This window comes from Stenotrophomonas nitritireducens (assembly GCF_001431425.1).
Taxonomy (GTDB): Bacteria; Pseudomonadota; Gammaproteobacteria; order Xanthomonadales; family Xanthomonadaceae; genus Stenotrophomonas; species Stenotrophomonas nitritireducens.
On sequence record NZ_LDJG01000010.1, the window covers coordinates 15849 to 38473 of the forward strand.

Genomic DNA, 22625 nt, shown 5'->3' on the forward strand with positions numbered 1-22625 from the left:
GTTGCAGGCTTCCGATGACGGCCTTGGTGGCCGGTAGGGGGAGAGTGAAGCAGGTGGAGTGATGCGGGAATGGACGCCGGGCCTAGATATGCATGTGCGGGCCGGCCAGGTGGCGCTCGCTACGGTGTTCCCAGTACCAGAACGCGAAGCCCAGCAGCATGAAGCCGGCCATGCCCAGCGCCAGGTACAGCGGCCGGCCGCTGAGCAGCGGCGAGATCACGCCGGCCACCACGGTGCTGATCATCAGCTGCACGAAGGCCTGCAATGATGAGGCGAGGCCGCGCTGCTGGGGGTACATGTCCAGCACGGCCAGCGCCAACACCGGGAAGATCAGCGCGGTGCCCAGGCCGCCGAGAAATATCGGCAACACTGCCCACGGCAGCTGCAACTGCTCCACCGATGCCGCGTAGGCGATGTTCAGCACCGCCGACAGCGCGCAGCAGGCGAAGCCGATGCCGATCTGCCGCACCGGCAAGGTGCGCCCTGCCATGCGCCCGGACAGGAACGCGCCGGTGGTCATGCCGCCGATGGTGGGGATGAACAGCCATGCGAAGCCGCCTTCGCCCAGGCGCAGGTGCTGCATCACGAACACTGGCGCCGAGGCGATATACAGGAAGATGCCGCCGAAGTTGACGCTGCCGGCCAGCGACAGGCGCAGGAAACGCGGGTTGAAGCCGATGCGCAGGTAGTCGCGCAACAGGCCGCGCGGCGACAGCGCGGTGCGTGCCTGCGCCGGGTGGGTTTCCGGCAGCCAGCGCGCGGTGGCGGCAAGCAGCAGCAGCGAAAACACCACCAGGAACCAGAAGATCAGCGGCCAGTCACCGCCGCCGAGCAGGATCCAGCCGCCGATGATGGGCGCGATGGCCGGGGCGATGCCGAAGATCATGGACACCTGGCTCATCAGCCGTTGCGCGTCGGGGCCGTGGTACAGGTCGCGGATCACCGCGCGGCCGACGATCATGCCCACGCCGGCGGAAACGCCCTGCAGCGCGCGGAACACCAGCAGCGTGCCCAGGTGGGTGGACAGCGCGCAGCCGACCGAGGCGGCGACGAACAGCACCAGCCCGCCGAGGATCACCCGCTTGCGCCCCCAGGCATCGGACAACGGGCCATGCGCCAGGCTCATCAGGCCGTAGAACAGCAGGTAGACGCTGACAGTCTGCTGCACCGCCACCTCGTCCACCGCCAGTTCCCGCGCCAGCAGCGGGAAGGCCGGGAAGATGGTGTCGATGGAGAACGGCCCGAACATGGACAGCCCGGCGAGCAACAGGGCCAGGCGGCGGGTGGAGGGCGAAGCGGTGGTCATGGGGTATCCGGCGGGGCGTGCGCGAGGACGCACGACGGGCGCCGGCCCTGTGCGGGCGGCGCCGGGAGGAAACGGGAAGGCTGCACATGATAGAGGGGTGGGCCTGCCGCCGGTAGGCGCGCAGCTGAATGCCGATGCGGGGAAGCCGCCCTCACTCTGGGACGAGAAGGCACGCGCGCGTTCGAACGCCCACTCCGCTGGCGTGGGCCAGGATGCGAGGCGGGGGTGGAGCCGAGGGCCGGGGTGGAGCGCATGCGCCACCTGAAACCATGGCATCCCGATTGCTTCCCACATGGGTGCGTGGCGACGTGTCCATCATCGCGATCCCGTAATTCCTTGCAGCTCCCCCGCGTCCGCCCCCGCGGGGCACTTCGCTTCGCCCCCTGCCCGACGCAACCTGCCGCGCGTTCAGGCATGCGCGAGCCAATACCTCGCAAACCACACGCCCTCACCCCGGAGGGAGAAGGCTCCCGCAGCGGGCACCGCCCAGCCGGGCCAACCGCTATAATCAGCGCGCTACACGGTGGGAGAAGCGGTTCATCGCTGCCGAAGGCGCAAACGCCCGCAATCGCTCAGGCCCCGATACCACCTGCGTCAAAACTCTGGAGAGACCGGTTCAATCCGGCGCCGAAGGTGCACGAGGCGCGCGACCCGCAGGTCGCGCCTTCCAAACTCTCAGGCAAAAGGACAGAGGGGCACGAGGCGAGCCGCCGGCTTGCCGGCCGTGGTGCCGCGTGCGCGGAACTGCTGCCGGACCGGATGGGGGCTCGCCGACCCAGCCCCGCACGCCACTCTCCGGACGTCCGTCATGCCCCAGAACACGCCTTCGCTGCGCGAACTCGAACACGCCTCCGCCTTCGTCGACCGCCACATCGGTCCCAACGATGCCGAAATCGCGCAGATGCTGCGCGTGGTCGGCCATGACTCGCTCGATGCGCTGACCGACGCCATCGTCCCCGGCGCGATCAAGTCGCCCGCCCCGCTGGCCCTGCCCGAGTCGCTGACCGAAGTGCAGGCGCTGGCCAAGATCCGCGCCATCGCCGGCAAGAACAAGGTGCTGCGCAGCTTCATCGGCCAGGGCTATTACGGCACCCACACGCCGAACGTGATCCTGCGCAACATCCTCGAGAACCCGGCCTGGTACACCGCCTACACCCCGTACCAGGCGGAAATCTCGCAGGGCCGCATGGAAGCGCTGATCAACTTCCAGCAGATGGTCGCCGACCTGACCGGCATGGAGATCGCCAACGCCTCGCTGCTGGACGAAGCCACCGCGGCCGCCGAGGCGATGACCCTGGCCAAGCGCTCGGCCAAGTCGAAGTCGGACGTGTTCTTCGTGCACGACGCGGTGCATCCGCAGACGCTGGAACTGCTGCGCACCCGCGCCGAGCCGATGGGCATCGTGCTGCGCGTGGGCACCCCGGCCGAAGCGCTGGAAGCCGATTCCTTCGGCGTGCTGCTGCAGTACCCGGACAGCTTCGGCCACATCGGCGACCACAAGGCGCTGGTCGAGGCCGTGCACGCCCGCCAGGGCCTGGTCGCAGTGGCCACCGACCTGCTGGCGCTGACCCTGATCGCCGCGCCCGGCGAATGGGGCGCGGACATCGTGGTCGGCAACAGCCAGCGTTTCGGCGTGCCGTTCGGTTTCGGCGGCCCGCATGCCGCGTTCATGGCCTGCCGCGACGCCTACAAGCGCTCGATGCCGGGCCGCCTGATCGGCGTGTCGGTCGATGCCGAGGGCAAGCCGGCCTACCGCCTGACCCTGCAGACCCGCGAACAGCACATCCGCCGCGAGAAGGCCACCTCCAACATCTGCACCGCGCAGGTGCTGCTGGCGGTGATGGCCTCGATGTACGCCGTCTACCACGGCCCGGAAGGCCTGACCCGCATTGCCCGCCGCACCCATCGCCTGGCCGCCCTGCTGGCCGCGGCGCTGCGCAAGAACGGCGTGGACGTGGGCGAGCACTTCTTCGACACCCTGCACGTGCGCAACGTCGACGCCGCCGCGCTGCAGGCCAAGGCCGTGGCCGCGGGCATCAACCTGCGCGTGATCGACAGCGAAGCGGTGGGCATCAGCCTGGACGAGACCGCCACCCGCGAGGACATCGTCGCGCTGGGCGCGGTGTTCGGCGCCAGCGTGGACGTAGACGCGCTGGACGCGACCACCGCCGACGCGCTGCCGGCCGCCCTGGTGCGCCAGTCCGCGTTCCTGACCCACCCGGTGTTCAACACCCACCACAGCGAGCACGAACTGCTGCGCTACCTGCGCTCGCTGGCCGACAAGGACCTGGCGATGGACCGCACGATGATCCCGCTGGGCTCGTGCACCATGAAGCTCAACGCCACCGCCGAGATGATTCCGGTGACCTGGCCGGAGTTCGCCAACATCCACCCGCTGGCCCCGGCCGACCAGGCGCAGGGCTACAAGGAACTGATCGACGGGCTGGAAGCGATGCTGGTGGAGTGCACCGGCTACGACGCGGTGAGCCTGCAGCCGAACTCCGGCGCGCAGGGCGAATACGCCGGCCTGCTGGCGATCCGTGCCTACCACGCCTCGCGCGGCGAGAGCCACCGCGACATCTGCCTGATCCCGGATTCGGCGCACGGCACCAACCCGGCCTCGGCGCAGATGTGCGGCATGAAGGTGGTGGTCACCAAGACTGACGCCAACGGCAACGTCGACGTCGAGGACATCCGCGCCAACGCCGAGAAGTACGGCGACCGCCTGGCCGCGATCATGATGACCTACCCGTCCACGCATGGCGTGTTCGAGGAAGAAGTGGTCGAGATCTGCGAGATCATCCACAAGCACGGCGGCCAAGTGTACACCGACGGCGCCAACATGAACGCCCTGGTCGGCGTGGCCAAGCCCGGCAAGTGGGGCTCGGACGTATCGCACCTGAACCTGCACAAGACCTTCTGCATCCCGCACGGCGGCGGCGGCCCGGGCGTGGGCCCGTGCGCGGTCAAGTCGCATCTGGCACCGTTCCTGCCGGGCGCGCTGGTCAAGGACGGCCTGCGCACGCAGGGCACCGGCAACGGCGCGATGGTCAGCGCCGCCACCTTCGGCAGCGCCTCCATCCTGCCGATCAGCTGGATGTATATCGCGCTGATGGGCGCGGCCGGCCTGCGCAAGGCCACCCAGGTCGCCCTGCTCAACGCCAACTACATCGCCAAACGCCTGGCCGCGCACTACCCCACGCTGTACACCGGCCGCAACGGCCTGGTGGCGCATGAGTGCATCCTCGACGTGCGTCCGCTGGAGAAGACCTCCGGCATCGGCGCCGAGGACGTGGCCAAGCGCCTGATCGACTTCGGCTTCCACGCCCCGACCCTGAGCTTCCCGGTCGCCGGCACGCTGATGGTCGAGCCGACCGAGAGCGAATCGCAGTACGAACTGGACCGCTTCATCGACGCGATGATCCAGATCCGCGCCGAAATCCAGGCGATCGAGGACGGCCGCCTGGATCGCCAGGACAACCCGCTCAAGCACGCCCCGCACACCGCCACCGCGGTGTCGGCCAGCGAGTGGACCCACGCCTACCCGCGCGAGCTGGCGGCGTTCCCGCTGCCGTCGCTGAAGCAGTCCAAGTACTGGCCGCCGGTGGCGCGCGTGGACAACGTGTACGGCGACAAGAACATCATGTGCGCCTGCATCCCGGTGGATGCCTACAAGGACGACGTCGAGGCCTGATCCGGTCGAGACAGACGGAAAAAGAAATGGCCCGCGCAAGCGGGCCGTTTCTTTTCCACGTCGACACTACCGGCGGGAACGCACGCCTGCGACCGACGCGCCCTGCCATCCGCTTGCCCAGCCCGCCCCTGAGTGATAATTTTTGTTATAACAATCGCGGAATCCCACCATGAAACTCAAGATCACCAGCATCGGCAATTCGTCCGGCATCATCCTGCCCAAGGAGCTGCTCGCGCGCCTGCGTCTGGAAAAGGGCGACGAGCTCCATGCGCTGGAGACCCCCGACGGCATCCGCCTGACCGTCTTCGACCCGGAGCTCGCCGCGCAGATGGAAGTGGCCGAGGCGATCATGCGCGAGGACCGGCAGGTCCTGTACAAGCTGGCACAGTGAGGCGGCCATGATCCGCTGGATCAGCAAACCGCTGGCCTTGGCCATCCACGATCGCCAGCTCGCCGAACATGGCGGCGGCAGCGGCGTACGCGACGACACCCTGCTCGACTCCGCACTCGCCCGTGCACAGCAACTGCATGCCTATGGCGACCCGCCACCGGATCTCGCCGATCTTGCCGCCAGCCTGGCCTTCGGCCTGGCGCGCAATCACCCGTTCGTCGACGGCAACAAGCGCACCGCGCATGTCTGCTATCGCGTGTTCATCGCCCTCAACGACGGGCATCTGGCCGCGACCGACGAAGAGAAATACATCGCCATGCTGCGCCTGGCCGAAGGCTCCACCAGCGAAGCGGAATTCGCCACCTGGCTACGCCCGCGCATCCGCATCGATGCCGGTGGCCGCGTGCAGGAACCGCGCGCGAACTACGCCGGCTGAGGCGCGACGGTTGCGTCGCGCCTCAGCCCACCACGAACCTCAGTAGCCGTTCTTCCTCAACCAGGCATCGATCTGCGGCTTGCGCTGGGCGCGCAGTTTCAGCTTGGTCTGGATGCCGGTGATCGCGGTTTCCGCATCACGACGCGAGGTCGGGGCGATGTGCTTGTCGGCGAACGCGCGGATCTTGTCCACCATCTGCGGATTGTCCGAACTCCTGGCCAGCCCCGGGTAGTAGCGCGCGCGCGAGGTACTGTCGACCAGCGTGTCCACCTTCTCGCGATGGGCCACGGCGAAGTCGAACGCCATGTCCGCATGCTCATGCGCCACCAGGCCGATCATCTCGGCGGCGTTGGTCGCGCCCGGCTCATCGGTCAGTGCCATGTCCAGTGCACGCTGCGCCAGCGCCTTGTCCTTCGCCTGGGCCAGCAGCCCGTAGTACTGGTCGCGCACCATCGACGAGGTTTCCTTCTTCGCCAGGGCGTGCAGCCTGTCCCAGGTGGCGGCATCGGCATTGCGCGCGACCACGCCCAACACCGTGCGGCGCAGGTCGGCCGGCAGCGATTCCGGGTTGGCCAGGAAGGCGTCGAAGCGGCGGCGCGCCTCGGCGATCACCGGCTCGTCGCCCATCGTGCTGAGCACGCGGATCAGGCCACTGCGCAGCTGCCGGGTCTGCGCCGAATCATCCTCGCGCGCATCCCAGCCGAGCGACTGCAGTACCGGCGACAACCGCGAACGCGCGTACCTGCGGAATGCCGCCTGGCGCGGCGCATCGCCCTTGAACAGGGCGTCGATGCCACCCAGCGTGCCGGACACCATTTCCCACAGGTCCGACGGCGCATTGGCCGGCACCTGCGCGGTCAGATCCAGCACGTCCGATTCCGGCTGCAGGCCCACCGCCGCCAGCGCGCTGGCATCCATCATCATGCCCAGCTGGTCCACCACCGGCAGGCGCGCGAAGCCCTGCCCCAGCGCCTTGAACTGCTCCGGCGCGTACAGCGTGCGGTAGTAGCCCTTCTGCCCGGCATTGACCAGCACCGGCCCGGCGCAGCCGGGCAGTTCCAGCGCGCTGTTGCCGTCCACCAGCGTGCGCGCCACGGTGCCGTCTGCGCCGCGTACGGTCACCGGCACGCGCCAGCGCAGCGGCACCTTGTCCTTGCGGTCGAGGGTGTATTCGCCCTGCGTCAGCGTCACCCGGGTCTTGCCGTCCACGCACTGGCTGGCGACGCGGATCAGCGGCACGCCCGGCTGCAGGGTGAAATCGTGCGCGACATCGACGAAACGCTTGCCCGGCGCGGCCTTGTCCATCTCCCGCCACAGGTCGTCGGTGACCGCGTTGCCGTAAGCATGCGCGCGCACGTAGCTGCGCACGCCCTCGCGCCAGGCATCCGCGCCCACGTAGTCCTCGAACATGGCGATCACCGCCGCGCCCTTGCCGTAGGTGATGCCGTCGAACGCCTGGCTGGCCTGCTCCACCGTCGCCACGTGCTGCACGATCGGGTGGGTGGTGGCATAGGCATCGCGCCCCATCGCGCCGCGGCTGGTCATCGCCGCGCCGACATCATTGACGTCCCATTCCGGGTGCAGCTTGCGCGTGGTGCGCTCTTCCATCCAGCTTGCGAACCCTTCGTTCAACCACAGGTCGTCCCACCACGCCATCGTCACCAGGTTGCCGAACCACTGGTGCGCGATCTCGTGCGCGGCCACCGAAAACACGCGCTGCTTGTCCGACACCCCGGACACCGCCGGGTCGAGCAGCAGGGTGTGCTCGAAGGTGAAGATCGCGCCCCAGTTCTCCATCGCGCTGAAGAACTGGCTGCTGCCCGGCGCGGCCACGTTGTCCAGCTTGGGCAGCGGGTACGGCACGCCGAAGTAGTCGTTGTACTCGCGAAGCACATCACGGCTGCCTTCCATCGCGAAGCGCGCCTGCTCCACCTTGCCCTTCTGCGTGATCACACCGATCTCGGTGCCGTTGTCGTCCTCCATCGCGGCGCGCTCGAAATCGCCGGCGGCCACGAACAGCAGGTAGGTGGACATCTTCGGCGTGGTCTGGAACACCACCTGCTTCAGCCCGTTGCCCAGCGCCCTGCTGCTGGCCACCGGCATGTTGCTGACCGCCATGTCGGCCTCGGGCACGTTGATGGCCACATCGAACGTCGCCTTGAAGCCCGGCTCGTCCCACGAGGGAATGAAGCGCCGCGCATCGGAATTCTCGAACTGGGTGAACAGCGCGCGGCGGCTGCCGGCCTCGGTCGGATAGTCCAGCGCGAACAGGCCGTTGGCCTGGGTGTTGATGACGCCGCTGTAGTCGGTAGCCAGCGTGTAGCGCCCGGGCGAGAGCGGCTTGTCGAAGCTGAAGCTCGCGGTCTGGTTCCCGGCATCCACGCTCACCCTGGCCGGCATCGGCTTGCCGCCGGCGGCAACCAGCGTGCTGTTGGCGAAACGCAGGTCCGCAGCCTGCAGCACGATGCTCGAGGTCTGCTCCAGCACGTCCAGATCGATGCTGATCCTGCCGTCGAACGCCATCTTCTCAGCGTGCGGCGTGACCTCGACACGGTAATGGCTGGGCCGCGCGGTATGCGGCAACTGCGTCGTCACCGCCTGCGGTTGTGCTGCCGGCGCGGCGGGCGCCTCCCCTTGCGCGAATGCCGGAATGCCGGTGCCGGCCAAGGCCAGCGTGATCGCGGTTGCCAGAATGCGGCGCATGCCTGCTCTCCCTGTTGTCGATGGAATGCCGAGTCGCCCATCGTCATCCTCGGGAAGCCAGCCCGACAGCGCCGGAAGTCATGGTTCGTTCAGCTTTCCAGCACCCGGCCTTCCTGCCGCGCCGCGATCATCGCCCGGTACTGGCGCGGCGCCATGCCCACCTCGGCCTTGAACTTGCGGGTGAACGCGCTCTGGTCGGTGAAGCCGCAGGCCTGGCCGATGCTGGCCACGCTGTCCTGCCCGTGCAGCAGGTGCAGGGCGATCTGGATGCGCAGGCGCGTGAGTACCTGCTGCGGCGTCATCTGGAACACCTTGCGGAAACTGCGCTCCAGCTTGGACAGCGAGAACCCGGTGATGTCCAGCAGGGTCTGCATGCGCACGTTTTCGGCGTAGTGCGTGTTGAGGTACTCCAGCGCCAGCCGCAGCGGCTCGTACTGCGATTCCAGCCCGCCGCGCTGGCCCAGGTCGCGGGAAATGCCGATCAATCCCACCACCCGGCCGTTCTCGACGATGGGCCGCTTGCAGGTCAGGCACCAGCCCGGCTGCCGGTTGGCGAACAGCTGCAGCTCCATCACGTTCTCGATCACCTCGCCGGCCAGCACGCGCGCGTCCTGGGCGACATAGGCCTCGCTCATGCCGGCCGGGTACAGCTCATCGGCGCGCCGGCCGATCACCTCGCCGCGCGAGCGCACGCCCAGCCGCTGCATCATCGTCATGTTGACGTGGGTGTAGCGGCCATCCACGTCCTTGGCGAAGAACAGCACGCTGGGAATGGCGTCGAACAGGGCTTCGATCTCGGCGGGGTCTATGCGCATCAAGCAAGGGTCCGGCAGCGGTGCAGTCGCCGCATTCTAGCCAACCCCTCCTCCAGTGCCGGGCAGACGGGCCGGCCTAACACGTCGCCAACGGCTGCTTCACCTTCTCCACGCATCGTCCGGCCTATATCTGCAAGCCCGACAACCCACCGGAGCGCCGCCATGACCCAGGGCGACAAATCCACCTATACCGACAAGCAGAAGCGCCAGGCCGAGCACATCGAGAAGAGCGAAAAGGCACGCGGCGCCAGCACCAGGACCGCCGAGCGCATCGCCTGGGCCACGGTCAACAAGCAGGACGGCGGCGGCAAGAAGTCCGGCAGCGGGCGCAAGCACGACACCAAGCACTGAGCGCATCCGGCCGGATTGGGCAACGCCAGGCCGGCCGCAGGCAGGCATCATCGGCGGTCCACTCCCCGGACCATGATCATGAGCCAGCCGCCCGTACCCACCGACTACGCCGCCGGCCAGCTGTGGCGCTGCAACGGCCGCGAGCCCGGCGAGCAGCCCACGCTGCTGATCAACCTGGTCGAAACCCACCCGCTGGGCGGGCGCATCTTCCACATCACCCTGGACGGCCTGCGCGTGCGCCACCCCGGCCTGCCCGGTGGGGTGATGACGCGGCTGGCGCATGCACCGGTCATCGAACAGACCTTCGAACGCAGCGGCATGGTGTACATCGGGCCGCAGGCACCGGCCGCCGACTACCGCAAGGGTTACGACGAATGGCGGCAGGCCTTCGACGCGGGCCATGCCGCCTCCTTCGGCGTAAGCGTGCCGACCATCCTGGAAATCCTCGAACGCCGGCTCAACGGCATTCCGCTGGACCAGCCCTGAGCCATCTAGCGCGCAGTGGGTGAAGCCGTGGGCGCCGGTTGCGGCGCCTTGGCGTTCCGGGCGGATTTCCGCAGGCCCTGCACCTGCCTCACCGACGTGATCGGCACCGCCTCGGCGCGTTGCTGCGCCGGCCACCACAGGTAGACGAAAGCGCTGCTGGTGCCCAGCAGCCGCGCCTCGCCGGGCAGCGGCGTGGCATCGCCCAGCATGTGCACGCGCACCGGCGTGCCACGCCCCTTCTCGCGCACCAGTTCGCCCTTGGTCTGCACGTAAACCGCCGAGCCCAGCAGCATGAAGCTCGCCACCACCATGCTGACGCCGGTGATGGGATGGATGCCGATGCCATCCCAGGTCATGATCCGCGCCTGCGGGAACACCATGCGCGCCCACCAGCGGCGGCGGCGCAGGTCGGCGACATACTCCGGATACCGGCGGCGCAGCGCCTCCGGCCAGCTCACCAGCGCCGCCAGCAGCACGCCGATGGCGAAGATCAGCGCATACGCCGGGTCGCGCAGGCCCGCCACCAGGTAATCGCTGGCCTGCAGGTAATCGGCGATGCTGATGCCGAACCCATGGTAGAACCACGCGCTCGACCACAACCCCAGGAACGCCACCAGCACATAGGCGGCGGAGAACATCAGCGCCGGCTCGCGGCAGCCGCGCCGCCACAGGTTGAGCACCCAGGAGTCATCGCCCGCGCCCACATCGGGAATCGGCGACCAGTTGATCGGCTCGGCGGGCAGCGCACTGCCTTGCGCATCCCGGTTGTCGTCCTGCTCCCCGTGCGTCATCGCTTCCCCCTTTCGCTGCGGCAGCATCGCCGATTTGCCTTGCCCGTGGGAAGCGACGTGGGTGGTGGCCGCTATGTGACACAGCCGTCCGCACCAATGCGATTACGGGCGTGCCGACAGCCCGTCCGCCCATAGCTGCACCGCCCTGCGCCGTGCCTCGCTTCAACCCTCAGTGCAGGTAGTCGCCATACGAAAGTTCCGCCGCTACCTGCACCTGATCCGTGGACAGCCGCGCCGGCAATGCACGCGGCACCGCATACACCGCCCGCGCCTCACCCACCCGGAAGCGCGCATCGGCGCCTGCCGCCAGCCGCTGTGTTTCCACTTCATCCAGCACACCGCGCACGGCCGCCGCCGCATCGAACACCGCGCGCCCCATCGACGGCAACGTACCGCCCGCCAATCCAGCCGCATCGCTACCCGCCAGCACATCACCATGCGCGGCGAGCGTGCGCACCAGCCCATCTAGCGTGTCGATCTGCGCCAGCGTGACACCGAAGGTGTAGCCCAACGCCTCGTCCACAGCATCGCGGGCAGAAGCGCTCGCCTGCATCGCCCGCCGCGCCGGCCACGACACCTCGTCCAGCACCAGATCCACTTGGTCGCCCAGCAGTTCCAGACAGAACGCCACCTCGCCCATGCGCACCTCGCGCACCGGCTCGTCCGCCGCATCCACCAGCGGCTGCATCAACCGCAGCAGGAATTTGATGTGGTCGCTCAGCCGTACCAGCCGCTGCTGGCTGTCCTCGGGCAGGTAATAGCCCGGCCGGTCATCGTCCAACGTGTGCTTCGCCATCGTTGCCGCCTCCTTCCATGAAGTGGCCGCCCGCCGCGAACGGCGGACGGGAAGTCGGGAGGCTAGAAACCGTGCATAGCCGGCGGGCTTATTCCCCTTGCGGGTGTTGTATTCGCCGCCCTCCCGACGCAGGCATCGCGTCGGCTGTGCCCACAAACATGCAGGCACAAAAAACCCACCGGTTTGTCGGAGGTGGGTACCGCTATGCAAGGAGTTTCTAGGCTCCGTGGGACGAGGATGCTACCGGATCCCACCGACGTCAATCGAGGATTACCATAATCGGAAATTTCTGACAGCAACTCGATGCCATGTCCGACGCACTCCATGAACTCCAGTCCGCCATGCGCCAGTTCGCACAAGAGCGCGACTGGGAGCAGTTCCACAGCCCCAAGAACCTCGCCATGGCCCTGAGCATCGAAGCCAGTGAGCTGATGGAACACTTCCAGTGGCTCACCGAAGCGCAGAGCCGGAATCTGACGGACGAGCGCAAGGCTCAAGTCGGCACGGAAATCGCCGATGTCCTGCTTTACCTGCTGCGCCTGTGCGACGTTCTGCAGATCGACCCGGCCGACGCCGCGCGCAGCAAACTCGCGCTCAACGCGAAGAAATACCCGGTCGAACTTGCAAAAGGCCGCAGCGACAAGTACACCGAGCTTCACGGAAGCGGGGAAACATCAGGGAAAGATCCAGCGTGATTGTCTATCAGTCCACACGGTCCGGATTCCTCAGGGATTCGGAAGAAAACGCCATCGAGGAAATCGTCGCGCAGGCCTTCCTCCAGAAGACCAAGCGGTATGCCCCTACCCCGGAATTCCGCGCGTGGCGCCATTCGCTGATGCAGATGGTGGACGTACTCAGCGACGACGACCTGCCCGATGACATGGGCGTCGGCATCGAGTTCGGCATTCCCTACAGCAACAAGCGCATCGATTTCATTCTGAGTGGCCATGCCGCCGACAGCGACCCGCGCGCGATCATCGTAGAACTCAAGCAGTGGTCCGAGTCCAGGGTCACCGACAAGGATGGCATCATCATCGCCCAGCGCGGCGGCCGCTCGGAAAGTGAAGGCATCCACCCCAGCTATCAGGCCTGGTCCTACGCTGCGCTGCTGGAAGGCTTCAACGAGGCCGTGCACGAAGGCGGCATCCAGCTCAAGCCCTGCGCCTACCTGCACAACCACGTGCGCAACGGCGCCATCGATGACCCACGTTATGCCGCCCACTTGGACAAGGCACCGGTATTCCTACGCGGGCCGAGCGAAAAGCAGAAGCTGCGCGCCTTCATCAAGCAGCACGTCAAACGCGGCGACAACGCCGAACTGCTGTACCGCATCGAAAACGGCCGTGTGCGCCCTTCCAAGATGCTGGCCGACAGCGTTGCCGGCATGCTCAAGGGCAACGAGGAATTCGTACTGATCGACGACCAGAAACTGGTCTACGAAAACTGCTTGGCCCGTGCCGCACAGGCCAGCGACACCCGCAAGCAGGTCGTCATCGTCAAGGGCGGCCCGGGTACCGGAAAATCGGTCGTGGCGGTCAACCTGCTGGTCGAGCTGACCAAGCGCGGCCTAACCACTAAATATGTCTCCAAGAACGCCGCGCCGCGCGCCGTCTACGCGCAGAAGCTGGCCGGGCATCTCCGCAAGTACGAAATCGCCAGCCTGTTCTCCGGCTCCGGCGGCTTCCACACCACCGAGCCCAACGTCTTCGACGTGCTGGTGGTGGACGAGGCCCATCGTCTCAACGAGAAGAGCGGCCTGTACGGCAACCTCGGCGACAACCAGGTCATGGAACTGATCCGCAGCGCCCGTTGCACCGTGTTCTTTGTCGATGACGACCAGATAGTCACCCTGTCCGACATCGGCCATACCGAGGAACTGCGCCGCTGGGCCGCCTACTTCGACGCCGAGGTCAGCCTGCTCGAACTGTCGTCCCAGTTCCGCTGCGCCGGCTCGGACGGCTACATCGCATGGCTGGACAACCTGCTCGGCATCCGCGAAGCCGCCAATACCGACTTCGACCGCGGCGCCTTCGAGTTCGGCATCGTCAACTCCCCGCGCGACCTGCACCAACTGATCCGCGAGAAGAACCGCGCCAACAACAAGTCGCGCATGGTCGCCGGCTACTGCTGGGACTGGAAGAGCAAGAAAGACCCCAACGCCTGGGACATCGAAATCCCCGAACACGACTACCGCGCCCAATGGAATCTGGGCAGCGACGGCAGCCTGTGGGCCATCGCCGACAACTCCGTCGAGCAGGTCGGCTGCATCCACACCAGCCAAGGCCTGGAAATGGACTACGTAGGCGTGATCATCGGCCCCGACCTGGCCTGGCGCGATGGCCGGCTCGTCACCGACCCAAGCAAACGCTCAAAGCAGGACCGTTCGATTTGGGGGTACAAGTCGCAGGCCAAGAATAATTTTGAGGTTCACGACCAGGTGGATCGGATCATCCGGAATACCTACAAAACACTGATGAGCCGAGGGATGAAGGGGTGTTATGTCTATGTCGGCGACCAAGCATTGAAAACGGCGATATCGGGATAGCTGCTTTCGACCCAAAGCGGCCGTCGGCAGCGAACGGTGCACTCTTAGGGAATTGTCTCTGACACTTTTAGTGCATGCTCGGCGCCATGGACACCATGTACCAGCGCGGCAAGATCCAGGAAGCTGTATTACGAGCACAGAATGCGCGACGGCAGTCCGCACCTGATGAGCGTGTTGTAGCTAGATGTGTTTCGTTAAACTTCGATTCTTGAACTGACGAAATCTAAAGGAAAGGCAAATGTACAAGACCGAAAGCGACGTTGAGCAACAGTTCATTTATCCACTGCTTACTTCGCCAACTCCAGATGGCCTTGGATATACCCACCCGCAGGTTAAGACGAAGGCAAATATAAAACGCCTGACGATCGACAAAGGCAACTCCAAGAAAATTTATTACCCCGACTACGCGATTGTTGTCGAGGGTGTCCCGGTCCTTATCGTTGAAGCAAAGGCACCTGGCGAGGACCTTGAAGAGGCGTTCCGCGAGGCGCGCCTATATGCAACGGAGATTAATGCCTCCTATTCAAACGGCCTAAACCCCTGTTCACGGATTCTCGCATCAGATGGAGCTCGCGTTGTTGCTGGATACTGGGATCAGATTAAATACGTCGTCGACCTGGCGGCCGAATCTCTTGCCCCCCTTGAAAAAGGCTTCGACGAATTGGCTGCATTCGCTGGGTCGGCAACACTTACGAAGGCGGCACGTGAGGTTCTTAGGACTGCTTCCCATTCGGCTGAATTTGTAAAGCCGACGTCACAGATTGGCGGAAAGTCGGTGGCTGAAGAAACGGTGGGTGAAAATTCCTTCGGCGCGAATATATCTATTGAGTATAAATATTTATTCAATCCCGAAAGCACAGCTGATCGTGAGCGAATTGTTCGGAATGCTTACGTAACATCGCGACGTCGAATGTCACATGTCGGCCCGATCGACCGCATCATTCGCGCAGCCATTCCGTCCCATATTCGTGATGCCAGGGAAATTAGTGATCTCAAGAAGCCAATCGAGGTAACCAATCAGTTGCGACGTATCGCGGGCCGGAGCAATGAATTGTGCCTGCTGATCGGCAGCGTTGGGTCGGGCAAGTCGACATTCACAGACTACCTGCGTGTTGAAGGGTTGCCGAGCGACCTTATAGGTACAACAGCATGGGTGAGCCTCAATCTCAATCTTGCGCCTCTTTCTAAGGAAAAAATCTACGACTGGATTCTTGACGAGCTTATACGCGCCACAAAGGAAAAATTTCCAGACGTGGATTTTGACGATCTATCCTTTCTTCGAAAGGTCTATTCGGCTCAGCTGTCGAGGGTCGAGAAAGGAAGAGCCGCGTTGTTCCCCGTTGAATCTGAGCAATTCCGACAGGCGATTTTCGACGAACTTAAGCGGGTAGAGTCTGACAGACTTGAGACCGCAAGGGCATTCATAGAGTTCTTTTATAAGGGTCGCGGCAAGCACCTTATCGTTGTTCTTGATAATTGTGACAAGCGTGGACGCGAAGATCAATTGCTAATGTTTGAAGTGGCAACCTGGTTAAAGGATCGCCTCTCATGCACCATTTTCCTCCCCTTGCGTGACACTACATACGATCAATATCGCTTGGAACCTCCGCTAGATACTGTAATAAAGGATCTGGTGTTTCGCATTGATCCACCCTTGCTCGAACAGGTAATATATGCACGCCTCAAATATGCGATTCGTGAAATAGCAGCATCATCAAGCGCATTCGTCTATCACCTTCCTAACGGAATGCGCGTGGATTGTAAACGCGAAGATGTTGGCGACTACTTAAAATCTATTGTCGCCTCGCTTTTTCAAGACGGTTTTTTTAGAAGAATCATTACTGGACTGGCGGGCCGGAATGTTCGACGAGGGCTTGAGATTGTCTTGGATTTCTGCAAAAGCGGATATATCAACGAATCTGAAATACTTAAGATTAGGAGCTCGGACGGCGAGCACAAGATTCCTAATCATATAATCTCAAAAATCCTTTTAAAAGGACAGCGCCGTTATTATTCAGACGTTTATTCTGGCATTAATAATCTTTTTTCCGCAACCCAAGATGATGCGTTGCCGAACCCATTCATCCGCATCTCTATACTTCAGTGGCTCCGAGAGCGGAGAAGTGAGTATGGCCCCAACAGAACCAAAGGCTTTCACCAAGTATCCCAGCTGGTTGCTGCTCTTGAAGAGTTCGGATTCTCCGCCGAGCGAGTCTTACATGAAGTACAGGTTCTTTCTGATGCGGAGTGCATTGACTCCGAGAGCCAGGGCTCAAGCATCGACTCATGCGACTTGATCACAATCGCGCCTGCTGGGTTCATTCATTTGGAATTGATTTCTGATGTGAACTATCTAAGTGCGGTTGCTGAAGATGTGTTGTTTGATTCCAGAGATGCCGCGCGGAGGGTTGCGGATAACATGGTCGGCCGGGGCGTGTTCCCGGCGGATAGCCGTCAAGCTGCACTCAGTAGCTCTGTGCTTTTGTTGGATTTTCTGGAACGATACCGTGCGCAATATCTCATTGGCGATGTGCGTCTGGTATCCGAAGTTCGACCGACCTACTTGGAGGTCATTGCTGATGCGCGTGAAAAGGTCGCGCGCTTGAGAGACAACGATAAAGCTTATCGCGCATACGAGGGATTGTTGGCCCAGTACCCTCCTGGCGCGCAGGAGCCAGGACAAGTAGCCTCTGTTCAACATTATGGATTCTTTGTTGACTTTGGTGTCCGCGGGCACGGCCTTGTTCACCGAACGAATTTCAATGGTTTTGGTGCGGACATCGAAACTGGCGACTGGGTGCTTATCGAGGTAATTAAGTATGATGTCAATCGGCGCAGGTTCGATCTCAAGTTGATTGACAAGTAAGCGGAAAAGTCCGCAGAAAGGGCGGCCAGCGCCGATATAACCGGGACGGAGAGGATCGCCTTCGTCCCAGTTTCACCCCCTTCAGTGCCTGCACTGCAACTGAGTGAGGGAGGAATAAGGCCAAGCCCACTTCGCGAACGGGGTCATTGTCATTTTCTGACATTGACCGATAGCCTCCTCCGCCCCGACTGCTGCTGGCTGAAAGCGAACATTACCTTGATGTTCTTCTTGTAATCCCCGCAAATTCTCTGATGTACAAACTGACAATTGAAATGGGACACCGCCCTAAGTCGGCGCCCAAAAGCGCTCCATTTATTGCTAGCGATAAGCGAAAATTTTCTTAAGCAGCAGCAACAAAAAGCCCCGCAAATACGGGGCTTCTTGGTACAACATCATCACATCGAAACTAGCGCCCCAGCTCCTGTGGAGCTAGCACCTCACCCCCACGGATCCCGCAACACCATCGTGTGATCCCGGTCCGGGCCGGTGGAGACGATGCTGATCGGGCAGCCGGCCAGTTCTTCCAGCGAGCGCAGGTAGGCGCGCGCGGCCGGGGGCAGGTCGTCCCAGTTGGTGATGCCGTGGGTGTTTTCGCTCCAGCCCGGGAATTCCAGGTACACCGGGGTGCACTCTTCCCAGCCCTGCGCGTCCAGCGGGGCGTATTCGGTGCGCTTGCCGCGGTATTCGTAGGCGATGCACACCTTGAGCTTTTCCATGCCGTCGAGCACGTCGAGCTTGGTGATGCACAGGCCGGAGATGCCGTTGATGGCCACGGCGCGCTTGAGCGCGACGATGTCCATCCAGCCGCAGCGGCGCGGGCGGCCGGTGGAGGCGCCGTATTCGGCACCGCGGTCGCGGATGCCCTGGCCGATTTCGTCGTCCAGTTCGGTCGGGAACGGGCCGCCGCCGACGCGGGTGGCGTAGGCCTTGGCGATGCCCAGCACGTAGTCGATGGCGTCGGCACCCACGCCGGCACCGGCCAGCGCGCCGCCCACGGTGGTGTTGGAGCTGGTGACGTACGGGTAGGTGCCGTGGTCGATGTCCAGCAGCGCGCCCTGCGCGCCTTCGAACAGCACGCGCTTGCCCTGCTTGCGCAGGTCGTGGCAGATGCCGGCCACATCGCTCTTCATCGGCTCGACATACTCGCCGAAGGCCAGCGCTTCGGCGTAGACGGTGTCGAAGTCCACCGGCTCCACGCCCAGGTACTTCGTCAGCACGAAGTTGTGGTAGTCCAGCGCGGCGCGCAGCTTTTCGGCCAGCTGTTCCGGGTAGTGCAGGTCGGCGATGCGGATGCCGCGGCGCGCCACCTTGTCTTCGTACGCCGGGCCGATGCCGCGGCCGGTAGTGCCGATGGCCTTGCCGCCGGCGGCCTTCTCGCGCGCCTGGTCCAGGGCGATGTGGTACGGCATGATCAGCGGCGCGGCCGGGGAGATCTTCAGGCGCGAGCGCACTTCCACGCCGGCCATTTCCAGTTCTTCGATTTCCTTGCGCAGCGCGGCCGGGGAAATCACCACGCCATTGCCGATCAGGCACAGCGCGTCGTCGCGCAGGATGCCGGACGGAATCAGGTGCAGGACGGTCTTCTTGCCGTTGATGACCAGGGTGTGGCCGGCGTTGTGGCCGCCCTGGAAACGCACGACGGCACCGATTTCCTCGGTGAGCAGATCGACGATCTTGCCCTTGCCTTCATCGCCCCACTGGGCGCCGAGAACAACAACTGATTGACCCATGACGGGTGAACTCCTGAGTTGGCTGCGGCCATCGGGGCCGCGGACGGGACCGTGCGGGGCCGGCGGGCCTGCCAGTGTGGCGGCCCCATCGGGGGGCGGCCGGCAAACGCCAGGGCCTTACACGGAAAAAGCCGAACGGGAGTGCCCCGGCCGGCTTTTCTGGATTATCCGGGTTTTGCCTGACGGCTACCACCCCCGCGGGTTCAGGCCGGGGCGGCCGTCCGGCAGCGGTTCAGTGGCGCAGCCACCACAGCACGGCCAGGCCGATGGCCAGCATCACCGCGCCGGACTGGCGCAGGGCGGCAGCGGGCAGTTCCAGCAGGCGCGCGGCCATGCGCTTCCACGCGAAGGGGGCGGCGAACAGGAACAGGCCTTCGAGGACGGCGACGAGGCAGAGGGCGGAGAGGAGGTCTTGCATGGGGTGCTGTCTCCCCTTCTCCCTCCGGGAGAAGGTGCCCGTAGGGCGGATGAGGGTGCGTGGGCTGGAGCGCTGGGGGAGACAACTCGAGGGCTTCGCCCCCTGCCCCTCACCCCAACCCCTCTCCCGGAGGGAGAGGGGCTATAGAAGCTGGGGCTTCTGGGCTCAGCGGTCGTTCTTGAGGTACTGGAGGAACGGGTCGTTCTTGTCCAGCACGATCACGCCGTTGCCATCGGCCATGGAACCGCGGTAGGCCTCCAGGCTGCGGTAGAAGGCGTAGAACGCCGGGTCGGCCGAGCCGGCCTTGCCGTAGATGGCCGCGGCCTGGGCATCGCCTTCGCCGCGCAGCTGCTGGGCGTCGCGCTCGGCCTCGGCCACCAGCACGGTGCTTTCGCGGTCGGCCTGGGCGCGGATGGTCAGCGACTGCTCCTCGCCTTCGGCGCGCAGCTTGGCCGCTTCCTGCTTGCGCTGGGCGCGCATGCGCTCGTAGACGTCGGTGATCACCTGGCTGTCGGTGGGCAGGTCGATCTGCTTGATGCGCAGGTCGATGATCTGCATGCCCAGGGTCTGCACCGCCTCGTTGATGCCCTTGAGCTGCCCGGCGATCAGTTCCTCGCGGTCGCCGGAGACCAGCTGCCGCAGCGTGCGCGAGTTGATCTGGTTGCGCAGCGAGTCGGTGATGATCGGTGCCAGGCGGGCGTTGGCCACCTTGCCGTCGCCGCCGGTGGCGCGGTAGTAGGCGCGCACGTCGGAGATGTAGCCGATGGCGAAGAAGTCGACGCTCACGTCCTTCTGCTCGGCGGTGAAGTAGCGCGCCGGGGCGGTGTCCAGCACCTGGAAGCGGCGGTCGAACACGCGCACCGTTTCCACCAGCGGCACCTTGAAGTGCAGGCCGGGCTTGATGTCCGAACGCACCACCTTGCCCAGGTTGAGCACCATGGCGGTCTGGTCTTCGCGCACCACGTAGACCGAGCCCAGCAGGCCCAGCAGCAGGACGACCAGCAGGCCAATCAACAGGGAATTCTTCATCGGCCGGCCTCCTCACGGTTTGCCGAGCGCGAGACCGAGCGGTCCGCGTTGCGAATGCTGTCCGTGGCGGCCGGCAGTGCCGGCACCGCCATTTCCGGGGTCAGTTGCGGGGCGTTGCCCGTCTTGCCGGCGTCGGCCGGCATCGGCACGTAGATCAGCTGGCGGCCGTCGCCGCCGATGACCTTGCGGTTTTCGGCCAGCACCTGCTGCACGGTTTCCAGCCACAGGCGCTTGCGGGTGACTTCCGGCGCGTTCTTGTACTCGGCCTGCAGCAGGGTGAAGCGGCGCGCGTCGCCTTCGGCGCGGGCGACGATGGCCTGCTTGTAGCCTTCGGCGGTGGTACGGGCGCGCGAGGCCTGGCCGCGCGCTTCCGGCACGACCTTGGCGGCGTAGGCCTGAGCTTCGTTGATCAGGCGTTCCTTGACCTGCTGGGCGCCGTTGACCTCGTCGAAGGCCGGCTTCACTTCTTCCGGCGGGCGGGCGTCGGGCAGGGTCAGGCCGGTGACCACCAGGCCGGTGCGGTAGGCCTTGAGCGAGGCCTGCAGGCGCTGCTCGGCGGCCACGGCCAGCGGGCCGCGGTTGTTGAGCACGGTATTGAGGTCGGCGCGGCCGACCTGCTCGCGCACCGCGCTCTGCGCCGACTGCTCCAGCACCTGGTCGGCGTCGATGGTGCCGAACTGGTACAGGCGCGGGTCGTCGACGCGGTACTGCACGTTCAACGCCACGTTGACGATGTTCTCGTCGCGGGTGAGCACCGGCACGTTGCTGCTGAAGGTCTTGATCTGGGTGGCGTTGACCTTGACCACCGATTCGATCGGCCACGGCAGCTTGAAATTCGGGCCCGGCTGCAGGATGCGCGAGAACTGGCCGAAGCGCAGCACCACGCCGCGCTGCTGTTCGCCGATCAGCTGGAAGCTGGACAGCAGCACCAGCAGCGCCACCGCCAGCAGTACCCAGCGCCAGATGCCGCCGTCGAACAGGTCGCGCAGCGGGCCGGGCAGCCCGCCCCATCCGCCGCCGCCATTGCCGCCGCGCGGCGAGCGCGAGCCGCGCCGGTTGTCGGCGGGGCCGCCACTCTCGTTGCCGCCAGGTGTGTTCCAGGCCATGCATGCTCCATCTGTCAGGGCCGGGCGCGGGGCCGCCAGCCGTCTCAATCGGGTTTCGATTCTACAAGATGGGGCAGACCTGACGTTTCGCAACCGCTATCTTGGTTATTCCCCCGTTCCGCTGCAGGCCGCGCCATGTCCGCCCACGCTCCGTTCACCGCCTTCCGCATCCACAACGACGACGCCGGCTACCGCGGCGGGCTGGAGCAGATCGCGCTGGACCAGCTGAGCCCCGGCGAGGTGGTGGTGCGCGCCCGCTGGTCCTCGGTCAACTACAAGGACGCCCTGGCCGGCACCGGCCAGGGCAAGATCCTGCGCCGCTTCCCGCTGGTGGGCGGCATCGACGTGGCCGGCGAGGTGGTCGCCTCCACGGATCCTGCGTTCCGCGAGGGCGATGCGGTGCTGGCCACCGGCTGCGGCCTGAGCGAGACCCGCGACGGCGGCTACGGCCAGTACGTGCGGCTGGAATCGAAGTGGGCGATCCCGCTGCCGGCGGGGCTGTCGCTGCGCGAGGCCATGGTGCTGGGCACGGCCGGCTTCACCGCCGCGCTGGCCCTGCTGCGCATGAAGGACAACCGGCAGACGCCGGAACACGGCCCGCTGGCGGTGACCGGCGCCACCGGCGGGGTCGGCTCGCTGGCGGTGGACATCTTCAGCCGCGCCGGCTTCGAGGTGCACGCCATCAGCGGCAAGGCCGAGGCGAAGGACTACCTGACCAGGCTCGGCGCCAGCGAAGTGCTGGGCCGCGACGCGCTGGCCACCACCCGGCCGATGGAATCGGCGCGCTTCGGTGGCGGCCTGGACAATGTCGGCGGCGCCATGCTCACCAGCCTGCTGGCGCAGACCGCGCCCTACGGCAACGTCGCCTCGGCCGGCCTGGCCGCCAGCGCGCAGCTGGACATGACGGTGATGCCCTTCATCATCCGCGGCGTGTCGCTGCTGGGCGTGGCCTCGGCCGGCACCGCGCGCGACATCCGCGAACAGGTCTGGCAGCACCTGGGCGAGGACTGGAAGCCGCGCCACCTGGACACCATCTGCACGCGCGAAGTGGGCCTGGACGGCCTGCCCGAGGTCTTCGCCACCATGCTGGCCGGCGGTTCGTTCGGGCGCACGGTCGTAAGAATCGACTGAATGCGGCCGCGCGGCGCGCGCATACAGGTTG

At 65.1% G+C, this 22625-nt stretch carries 18 protein-coding genes and 1 riboswitch; of the genes, 9 read left to right on the top strand and 9 right to left on the bottom strand.

Going from position 1 to position 22625, the window contains the following annotated elements; translation table 11 throughout:
- Window positions 1-82 precede the first annotated feature (82 nt).
- Entirely contained in the window at window positions 83-1306 is a 1224-nt protein-coding gene (locus ABB22_RS07710; RefSeq protein ID WP_055764289.1) for a multidrug effflux MFS transporter, read from the bottom strand.
- 592 nt (window positions 1307-1898) lie between these two features.
- Window positions 1899-2007, top strand: a riboswitch (glycine riboswitch).
- Window positions 2008-2114: 107 nt separating this feature from the next.
- On the opposite strand from ABB22_RS07710, the gene gcvP reads away from it, so the two are divergent.
- From gcvP to ABB22_RS07725, 3 genes are all read left to right on the top strand, one after another.
- Window positions 2115-5000: an aminomethyl-transferring glycine dehydrogenase gene (gene gcvP / locus ABB22_RS07715; RefSeq protein WP_055764286.1), complete on the top strand. Its 2886-nt coding sequence runs from the start codon at window positions 2115-2117 to the stop codon at window positions 4998-5000.
- 169 nt (window positions 5001-5169) lie between these two features.
- Entirely contained in the window at window positions 5170-5391 is a 222-nt protein-coding gene (locus tag ABB22_RS07720; protein ID WP_055764283.1) for an AbrB/MazE/SpoVT family DNA-binding domain-containing protein, read from the top strand.
- 7 nt (window positions 5392-5398) lie between these two features.
- Window positions 5399-5827 carry a type II toxin-antitoxin system death-on-curing family toxin gene (locus tag ABB22_RS07725; RefSeq protein WP_055764280.1) on the top strand — a complete coding sequence of 143 codons (429 nt, stop codon included), beginning with the start codon at window positions 5399-5401 and terminating at the stop codon, window positions 5825-5827.
- A 39-nt stretch (window positions 5828-5866) separates the two neighbouring features.
- On the opposite strand, the gene ABB22_RS07730 is transcribed toward ABB22_RS07725, so the two are convergent.
- Both ABB22_RS07730 and ABB22_RS07735 read right to left on the bottom strand, forming a co-directional pair.
- Window positions 5867-8530 (bottom strand): M1 family metallopeptidase, encoded by a 2664-nt coding sequence (locus ABB22_RS07730; RefSeq protein WP_055764277.1) that lies wholly within the window; start codon window positions 8528-8530, stop codon window positions 5867-5869.
- Window positions 8531-8619: 89 nt separating this feature from the next.
- Complete coding sequence (locus ABB22_RS07735; protein WP_235504190.1) at window positions 8620-9348, bottom strand: AraC family transcriptional regulator; 729 nt, start codon at window positions 9346-9348, stop codon at window positions 8620-8622.
- Between the two features lie 159 nt (window positions 9349-9507).
- On the opposite strand from ABB22_RS07735, the gene ABB22_RS07740 reads away from it, so the two are divergent.
- Window positions 9508-9696 carry a hypothetical protein gene (locus tag ABB22_RS07740; protein ID WP_055764272.1) on the top strand — a complete coding sequence of 63 codons (189 nt, stop codon included), beginning with the start codon at window positions 9508-9510 and terminating at the stop codon, window positions 9694-9696.
- 78 nt (window positions 9697-9774) lie between these two features.
- Window positions 9775-10182: a hypothetical protein gene (locus ABB22_RS07745; protein ID WP_055765320.1), complete on the top strand. Its 408-nt coding sequence runs from the start codon at window positions 9775-9777 to the stop codon at window positions 10180-10182.
- A 5-nt stretch (window positions 10183-10187) separates the two neighbouring features.
- Here the strand turns inward: ABB22_RS07745 and ABB22_RS07750 are convergent, their stop codons facing one another.
- A complete protein-coding gene (locus ABB22_RS07750; protein ID WP_055764269.1) occupies window positions 10188-11000 on the bottom strand; it encodes a hypothetical protein in 813 nt (270 codons plus the stop codon).
- Window positions 11001-11142: 142 nt separating this feature from the next.
- On the bottom strand, window positions 11143-11769 hold the full coding sequence (locus ABB22_RS07755; protein WP_200911321.1) for an XAC0095 family protein: 627 nt from the start codon (window positions 11767-11769) through the stop codon (window positions 11143-11145).
- 308 nt (window positions 11770-12077) lie between these two features.
- On the opposite strand from ABB22_RS07755, the gene ABB22_RS07760 reads away from it, so the two are divergent.
- The 3 genes from ABB22_RS07760 to ABB22_RS18165 all read left to right on the top strand — a co-directional run bounded on the left by ABB22_RS07760 (window position 12078) and on the right by ABB22_RS18165 (window position 17180).
- Complete coding sequence (locus tag ABB22_RS07760) at window positions 12078-12464, top strand: nucleotide pyrophosphohydrolase (RefSeq protein WP_055764266.1); 387 nt, start codon at window positions 12078-12080, stop codon at window positions 12462-12464.
- Window positions 12461-14314 carry a DUF2075 domain-containing protein gene (locus ABB22_RS07765; protein ID WP_055764263.1) on the top strand — a complete coding sequence of 618 codons (1854 nt, stop codon included), beginning with the start codon at window positions 12461-12463 and terminating at the stop codon, window positions 14312-14314. The genes ABB22_RS07760 and ABB22_RS07765 overlap by 4 nt, the downstream gene beginning before the upstream one ends.
- Window positions 14315-14552: 238 nt before the next feature.
- Window positions 14553-17180, top strand: a complete 2628-nt coding sequence (locus tag ABB22_RS18165) for a type I restriction endonuclease (protein WP_152984082.1) — start codon at window positions 14553-14555, stop codon at window positions 17178-17180.
- 437 nt (window positions 17181-17617) lie between these two features.
- Here the strand turns inward: ABB22_RS18165 and ABB22_RS07775 are convergent, their stop codons facing one another.
- From ABB22_RS07775 to hflK, 4 genes are all read right to left on the bottom strand, one after another.
- The gene (locus ABB22_RS07775; protein WP_055764260.1) at window positions 17618-18910 is read right to left on the bottom strand and encodes an adenylosuccinate synthase; all 1293 of its coding nucleotides are present in this window, start codon (window positions 18908-18910) and stop codon (window positions 17618-17620) included.
- Between the two features lie 232 nt (window positions 18911-19142).
- Window positions 19143-19328, bottom strand: coding sequence for a DUF2065 domain-containing protein (locus ABB22_RS07780; RefSeq protein ID WP_055764257.1), 186 nt, complete (start codon window positions 19326-19328; stop codon window positions 19143-19145).
- Window positions 19329-19493: 165 nt separating this feature from the next.
- Window positions 19494-20357, bottom strand: coding sequence for a protease modulator HflC (gene hflC, locus ABB22_RS07785; RefSeq protein ID WP_055764254.1), 864 nt, complete (start codon window positions 20355-20357; stop codon window positions 19494-19496).
- Window positions 20354-21463, bottom strand: coding sequence for an FtsH protease activity modulator HflK (gene hflK / locus ABB22_RS07790; protein WP_055764251.1), 1110 nt, complete (start codon window positions 21461-21463; stop codon window positions 20354-20356). The genes hflC and hflK overlap by 4 nt, the downstream gene beginning before the upstream one ends.
- A 135-nt stretch (window positions 21464-21598) precedes the next feature.
- Here hflK and ABB22_RS07795 point away from each other — a divergent pair, with 135 nt between their 5' ends.
- A complete protein-coding gene (locus ABB22_RS07795) occupies window positions 21599-22594 on the top strand; it encodes a YhdH/YhfP family quinone oxidoreductase (protein ID WP_055764248.1) in 996 nt (331 codons plus the stop codon).
- Window positions 22595-22625 lie beyond the last annotated feature (31 nt).

Excerpts from the sequence above, each read along its gene's own strand:
- ABB22_RS07710 (WP_055764289.1), bottom strand. The coding sequence starts at position 1,306 with ATGACCACCGCTTCGCCCTCCACCCGCCGCCTGGCCCTGTTGCTCGCC.
- gcvP (WP_055764286.1), top strand. The coding sequence starts at position 2,115 with ATGCCCCAGAACACGCCTTCGCTGCGCGAACTCGAACACGCCTCCGCC.
- ABB22_RS07720 (WP_055764283.1), top strand. The coding sequence starts at position 5,170 with ATGAAACTCAAGATCACCAGCATCGGCAATTCGTCCGGCATCATCCTG.
- ABB22_RS07725 (WP_055764280.1), top strand. The coding sequence starts at position 5,399 with ATGATCCGCTGGATCAGCAAACCGCTGGCCTTGGCCATCCACGATCGC.
- ABB22_RS07730 (WP_055764277.1), bottom strand. The coding sequence starts at position 8,530 with ATGCGCCGCATTCTGGCAACCGCGATCACGCTGGCCTTGGCCGGCACC.
- ABB22_RS07740 (WP_055764272.1), top strand. The coding sequence starts at position 9,508 with ATGACCCAGGGCGACAAATCCACCTATACCGACAAGCAGAAGCGCCAG.
- ABB22_RS07745 (WP_055765320.1), top strand. The coding sequence starts at position 9,775 with ATGAGCCAGCCGCCCGTACCCACCGACTACGCCGCCGGCCAGCTGTGG.
- ABB22_RS07750 (WP_055764269.1), bottom strand. The coding sequence starts at position 11,000 with ATGCTGCCGCAGCGAAAGGGGGAAGCGATGACGCACGGGGAGCAGGAC.
- ABB22_RS07755 (WP_200911321.1), bottom strand. The coding sequence starts at position 11,769 with ATGGCGAAGCACACGTTGGACGATGACCGGCCGGGCTATTACCTGCCC.
- ABB22_RS07760 (WP_055764266.1), top strand. The coding sequence starts at position 12,078 with ATGTCCGACGCACTCCATGAACTCCAGTCCGCCATGCGCCAGTTCGCA.
- ABB22_RS18165 (WP_152984082.1), top strand. The coding sequence starts at position 14,553 with ATGTACAAGACCGAAAGCGACGTTGAGCAACAGTTCATTTATCCACTG.
- ABB22_RS07775 (WP_055764260.1), bottom strand. The coding sequence starts at position 18,910 with ATGGGTCAATCAGTTGTTGTTCTCGGCGCCCAGTGGGGCGATGAAGGC.
- ABB22_RS07780 (WP_055764257.1), bottom strand. The coding sequence starts at position 19,328 with ATGCAAGACCTCCTCTCCGCCCTCTGCCTCGTCGCCGTCCTCGAAGGC.
- hflC (WP_055764254.1), bottom strand. The coding sequence starts at position 20,357 with ATGAAGAATTCCCTGTTGATTGGCCTGCTGGTCGTCCTGCTGCTGGGC.
- hflK (WP_055764251.1), bottom strand. The coding sequence starts at position 21,463 with ATGGCCTGGAACACACCTGGCGGCAACGAGAGTGGCGGCCCCGCCGAC.
- ABB22_RS07795 (WP_055764248.1), top strand. The coding sequence starts at position 21,599 with ATGTCCGCCCACGCTCCGTTCACCGCCTTCCGCATCCACAACGACGAC.